Annotated in this window: 2 protein-coding genes and 2 pseudogenes; all 4 read right to left on the bottom strand. The window is 74.7% G+C overall.

Annotation, left to right across the window (positions count from 1 at the left end):
• Positions 1-617: pseudogene (locus OOT08_RS11120) on the bottom strand (DUF3488 domain-containing protein); the annotation flags it as partial.
• A complete protein-coding gene (locus OOT08_RS11115) occupies positions 614-1,960 on the bottom strand; it encodes a DUF58 domain-containing protein (protein ID WP_325092704.1) in 1,347 nt (448 codons plus the stop codon). The gene OOT08_RS11115 and the pseudogene OOT08_RS11120, both read right to left, overlap by 4 nt.
• Positions 1,957-2,934: an AAA family ATPase gene (locus OOT08_RS11110; RefSeq protein ID WP_325092703.1), complete on the bottom strand. Its 978-nt coding sequence runs from the start codon at positions 2,932-2,934 to the stop codon at positions 1,957-1,959. The genes OOT08_RS11115 and OOT08_RS11110 overlap by 4 nt, the downstream gene beginning before the upstream one ends.
• A 94-nt stretch (positions 2,935-3,028) precedes the next feature.
• Positions 3,029-5,990: pseudogene (locus OOT08_RS11105) on the bottom strand (Ig-like domain-containing protein); the annotation flags it as partial.

The following is a 5,990-nucleotide window of genomic DNA, read 5'->3' as shown; positions in this document are numbered from 1 at the left end:
GTGACGACACGCACCCAGAGCAGGGCGAGCAGGAAGCCGAGCGACCAGATGCCCAGTTCCCGAGGCGCGGGCAGCAGCAGGCCGCCCGGGAGCGCGAGCGGCGCGCTCGTCTCGCTCGCGCCGAAGACCGTGCCGAAGAGGATGGGCAGGCCGAGGGGCAGCACGGCCCAGCCCGCGCGGCGTCGCGGCCCGGTTGCCAGCAGGACGGCGGCGAGCGCGGCGGCGTACACGGTGACGAGGAGCGGGACGAGCACGGCCTGGTAGTCACCGACGGGGAGGGTGAGGGTGAGCAGTTGCTTCCAGCCCAGGATGATCGCGGCGAGGCCGTCACCGAGCGCGCGGAGCCAGGCGCGGGGGCCGCCCGGGATTGCCCCGGGGACGCCGAGGGGCACGATCAGGACGACGAGCGTGAGCGACGCGGCGATCAGCACCGTGCTCGCGCGCCAGCGGAACAGCGTACGGCCCGCGCCGATGACCGTCGCGGCGAGCGCGGCTCCGGAGACGGTCAGCCAGAGCTGCTCGGTCCGGTAGATCGGCCAGGCCGCGAGGGCGGCGAGCACGGCGCAGGCGGCGATGAGCGCGATCACCGCGAGGAGCCGGCGGGGAGCGGGGGTCATCGGGCACCGCCCCGGGCGAGCATCGGGCCGAGGTCCGCGAGGGCTCCGACCGTGAGCACGGTGAACTCGCCGAGGCGTTGCGCGGCGGGCTCCGCGAGTCGTTCGCAACGAACCGCGACGACGGCCACGCTGGGCGGGTAGGCGATCGCGGCGCGGCGCAGGCGGCTCAGCTCGGGCCGGGACCCCGTCACGACGAAGACGATGGAGAGGTCGCGGCGGATCTCGCCGAGGCGGCGGGCGAGGCGTTCGAAGCTGGGGCCCTCGGGGAGGCCGTCGAGCGCTGCCCAGGAGTCGAGGAGCCGGGTGAGACTGTGCGAGGGCAGCTCTTCGAGCCCGTCCACGCTGGCGCGGGCTCGGGCGGGGGTCCAGCCGGAGCCGATGTAGCGCTCGCGGCCGTCCCGGATCGCCTGGCTGGACAGGGACGCGGCGACGCTGACGCCGAGCTCGAACTCTGCCGCGTCCGCGTAGCTGGGCAGCAGCGCGTCGAAGAGCACGGCGAGCCGGGCGAGCTGCGACTCCTCGTACTGGCGCACCATGAGGGTGCCCGCTTTGGCGGTGGAGCGCCAGTGCACGTGGCGGAGCGAGTCGCCGCTCGCGTACTCGCGCACGGCGTGGAAAGAGAGGTCGGCGTCCGTGAGCCTGCGGCTGGCGCGGCCCTCGAGGTCCCGGACGAGGCCCGCGCTCTGCTGCGGGAGGCGCGCGGTGACGGGGTGCACGAAGAGCCGGTGTCGGTCCGTCCAGGTGACCTCGCGCCGGAGCAGGCCGATCGGGTCTCGGCGGGCGAGGGTGACGGGGCCGACCGGGATCACGCCGCGGTCCGGCGTTGCGAGGTGGACGGGGAGTGCCGCCTCGGCTCCGCTGGCCAGCAGGGGGATGCGCAGCTCGTGCAGGGCCTCGCCAACGGGGAGTTCGGCGGTCGCGGGCAGCGCGGCGCGGGACGAGGGGTTCCGGACGTCGAGGGTCGCGGTGGCGTGCCCGCCGGCGACGGTGCGCTCCCGCCCGAGTCGCACCCGGATCGAGATAGCGCGGCCGCCGAGCAGGAACGGGGCCGCGAGCAGGAGTAACGCCCCGCAGAGGATCGCGAGGAACCAGCCCTCGGCCCAGCCGAGCGCGGCCCCGGTGAGCAGCCCGAGGAGCGCGCCGCCGAGGACGAGCCAGCCTGCCGGGGAGAAGACCTCGCCGAAGCGTGCGGCGCGAGCGGCGGCGGCTCGGCCGAGGTGGCGCAGGCGCGAGCGCCGCGACCCTGCCCCGCGTCCGTCGCCGCGACGGCTCGCCTCGGTCGCCCAGCGGCCGGCGCTGGCGCCGGTCCGGGTGGACGTGCTTCGGGTGGTGTGCTGGCTCACGCGGCGCCGGTTTCCTCCGGTACGGGGACGTCGAGGAGGACCTGAATGAGGACGTCCTCCGCGGTGACCCCGTCGAACTCGGCCTCCGGCTCGAGCACCAGGCGGTGGGCGAGCACCGTGGAGGCAAGCTCCCGAACGTCGTCCGGGACAACGAAGGTGCGGCCCTGCACGGCCGCCCAGGTCGCGGCGAGCCGGGTCAGGGCGAGGGCCCCGCGGACGCTCGCGCCGAGGCGGACCTCGGCGGCGGCGCGGGTCGCGTCGACGATGCGGAGAATGTAGTCGGCGATGAGCGGGCTGACGTGGGCCGTGCGCGCGAGGCTCGCCGCCTGCGCCATCCGCTCCGTGCTGAGCACCGCCCGGAGGGTCTCCTCCGGGGTGCCCGCGCCCTGCAGGATCCGCATCATCGCCGCGTGGTCCGGGTATCCGACGGAGGTCTTGATCATGAAGCGGTCGAGTTGGGCCTCGGGCAGCCGGTATGTGCCCGCCTGCTCGATGGGGTTTTGGGTCGCGAGGACGAGGAAGGGCGAGGGCACCTCGTGGCTGACGCGGTCCACCGTGACCCGCCCCTCCTCCATGACCTCGAGGAGCGCGGACTGGGTTTTCGGGCTGGCTCGGTTGATCTCGTCCGCGAGCACCACGTTCGCGAAGATGGGGCCGGGGTGGAACTCGAAGGCGGCCCGGCGCTGGTCGAAGACGGTGATGCCGGTGACGTCGCCCGGCAGCAGATCCGGGGTGAACTGAATTCGGGAGCTGGTGCCGTCGACCGTGGCCGACAGCGCCCGGGCGAGCGCGGTCTTGCCCGTGCCCGGCACGTCCTCGAGGAGCACGTGCCCCCCGGCGAGCGCGGTCGCGAAGACGAGCTCGACGACGCGGCGCTTGCCGTGGATGACCCGCTCGACGTTGTCCACGGCGGCGCTGAACACCTCGGCAACCCAGCTCGCCTGCTCGGCGCTGATCACGGTGGTTTGGCTCATGCGGTGTGGTCCTCTCGGCGGTGCGGAACGGGGCTGACCGCTCGGGGCGGTGCGGGGTGGGGGCGTGCGCGAGCACGCCGCTGCGGGGCGGGGGTCACGGGGACACGGCCTCCTCGCCGGGGGCATCGGGGGGTCCGCCGGGCGGGGTGCAGACGGCAACGGTACGGGTGAGGGGCTGGAGCTTTCCGAAGGTGCCTCCCCAGCCGAGGGTGAAGCGGGCCCGGTTCGGCTCGCCGGGCACCGCGGCGGCCACGGAGAGCTGCGCGGAGCCCCTGGCCGCGCCCGTGATGCCGAGCGTCGGCGTCTGGCCCACGTCGACGCACTGCGTCAGGCCCGTGACGGTGACCGGGTTTGGCGCGCCCTCGACGGGGACGCTCAGCCACTCCGAGCAGCGGTCGGGACGGTCCGGCAGGCACTGCTGGACGCGGAAGAAGCCGGGGGAGGCCGCCTCGGCGTCGAGGGTTGGCGGGGTGGCGTTGCCCGTGTGTTCCCAGACGAGTTGGGCGCCGTCGACGGTGGGCTCGGCCGCGCCCGTCGCGGCGACGACGTACTCCGCCCGGTCGCCGTCCTCCGTGGGTGTCGTCCGGACCTGCCACGCCGAAACGAGCCGCGGCAGGCCGAGTTCTCCGGTCGTCGCGGTCACGGTGTTGGACTGCACGACCCCGTACCCGTTCCAGCCGCAGGCGATCACGGCGTAGCGCTCGAAGCGCTCAAGGGCGGCGAAGGTGCCGCCCGCCTGATCGCCCGGCGCGGCCACGAGACCCCCCGCGCCGTCGGCGACGCAGCTCGCGGGCTGCCCGCCCGGGGGGCCGATGCGGAAGACGACGCCGGAGCCCTGTTCGCTGAAGCGCGCGTCGAGGGCGCCCCCCGTCACCGAGACGCTCCGCTCCGAGGCGCCGCCGAGAGCGAGGTCGGAGAGCCCGGGTGTCCCGGCGACGAGCACATCCGCGGTGCCCGCCTGGCCCTCCGGACCGGCCCCGGCAATGGGCGGGGCAAACTGGCTGAGGGGCGTCACCCGCACCCGCTGCTGACCGACGGGAAGCGCGATTTCCAGCTCCGTGCTGCCCCCGGTTCTGGCGAACTCCTGCCCGGTGTTTTCCACCCGGAAGGCCCGCGCGTCCGCTTCGGCGCTGATCCGGACGCGCACGACGCCCTGCGTGGGGCTCGTCGCGGGCCCCAGGCGCGGCTCTGCCGAGACCTGAGCGATCCGGGGTGCGCGATAGGCCCAGGCTTGGACGGGGGTGCTCGACGGGGAGGAGCCGACGGCGTTCTCGGCGACCGCGGCGAAGCTGTGCGGCACGCCGTTGCTGAGGCCGCCGACCTCGCAGCGGAACCTGCCCGCGCCCTCGGGGGCGCAGGATCCCGCAGCAGCGCCGTCCCGGGTCAGCCGCACGCCCGTGACCTCGGGGTGCGCGGGTTCCGCGCCGAGGGTGACCCGGAACACCAGGCTGTCCGCGGAGTAGTCCACGGCGGTGATGCTCGCGGGGGCTTGCGGGAGGCCCTGGGCGTCGAGGGTCAGGGAGCCCTCGCCGAGCCGGCCCTGGGCGTCGCGCACCGTGAAGGGGACGACGCAGGTGCCGCCCGTCGCGGCGGCCCCGGTCCAGGCGACCTCGATGTCGGTCTTCCCCGCTGCCCGGAATCCGGCGACGCGGCAGGACGAGGCACCCACGGCGTCGAGGGTGAGCCCGCCGCCCGGCTTCCCGGCGAAGGGGTCGCTCTCCCCCGGCCCGCCGATCACGGGCACGCGGCAGGGGTCGCCGACCGTGCAGCGCAGCTGCACCGTGGCCCCGCGCGGGGTCTCCTTCGGGGCCGCGCCGACGCGGATCGTGAGCAGCGAACGGCTCTCCCCCGCACCCGTGACCTCGACCGGCACAACGGTCTGCGCGCCCGGACGGGCGTCGGCGGGCACGCGGACCGTGACGGAGCTGCCCGACTGGCTGACGCTCGCGGGCCCGCTCGCCTCGCCGATCGAGAAGCGGAGCGATCCGGGATCGCCGATTCGGTCGCCCTGCCAGCGCACCAGGTCGGTGGCGAGGTCGACCCGCAGCTCAGCGCCCGGGCTGACGGTCTTCGTGACGGGGCTCAGCTCGACCGTCGGCTCCTTCGGGGTGACCCGGATGGGCACGGGTAACCGCGTCCAGCTCCGTTGTCCCGCAAGCCGCGCCTCGATCACGCAGCGATCGGCCCAGGGGCCGCCGCTGCCCGCGTCGTAGCGTGCCGCAGTGCTCCCGGTGGCTTGGCAGCTCGCCCCCGCCCGCTGGGTGACGAAGGCGCCCTGGCGCAGCTCCACGGTGTCTCCGACGCCGAGGTCGATCACCTCCGGCGCGGCGAAGGATGCGGAGGCCCCCTCGTTCACCGTGATCGGGTCGAGCCCGGGTTTTAGCGTCAGCCGGAGTTCGTCGAGCGGCGGCACCGTCAGGAAGCCGTGCGCCGTGACCGCGTTGCCGAGGGCGTCCTCGCCGGAGAGGGTAAAGGGAACAAGATCTCCCTCCGCCCGATACTGCCCAAGGAGGCGGTGCCCCTCGGCGGTGAAGCGCTTGTTGGCCGTCCCCCAGACGGAGAGGGTCAGGTCGGCGGGGTCGCCGGAGGCCCAGCGAACCTTCTCGGTGACCACGTCCACCCCGACGGTCGACAGTTCGGCCCGATCCTTCGCGCTCAGCACCGTGTCCGCGACCCGGGGGGCCTCGGCACCCACCCGTTCGCTGACGTGCACCACGATGAGGCCCTCTGCGGTGCTCGTGGAGGCCGAGGAGCGCACCGTGTAGCGATAGGACACGGTGCCGACCTCGGCGGAACCACGAATCCGGAGCGTGCCCGTGGTCAGCGCCGAGCTGTCCACGAGCCCCGCGAGGCGGCGATATTCCGGGTGCGCCTCGCCGCCCGGCAGGTTGGGCACCACGCTGAGGAGCGTGAGGGAGCCGCCCGCCGGGTCGCTGTCGTTTGCGAGCGGTTCCACGAGCACCGCGCGCTCGGTGCCGCGCAGCAGGCGGACGGTGTCTGTCGCGGCAACCGGGGTGGCCTGGGCGCTCGCCGGGTCCCCCACGACGATGAGCAGT

It is taken from the genome of Leucobacter sp. M11 (assembly GCF_035726885.1).
GTDB lineage: Bacteria > Actinomycetota > Actinomycetes > Actinomycetales > Microbacteriaceae > JAPFRB01.
This window is presented reverse-complemented; position numbering and strand designations above follow the sequence as displayed.

Excerpts from the sequence above, each read along its gene's own strand:
- OOT08_RS11110 (WP_325092703.1), bottom strand. The coding sequence starts at position 2,934 with ATGAGCCAAACCACCGTGATCAGCGCCGAGCAGGCGAGCTGGGTTGCC.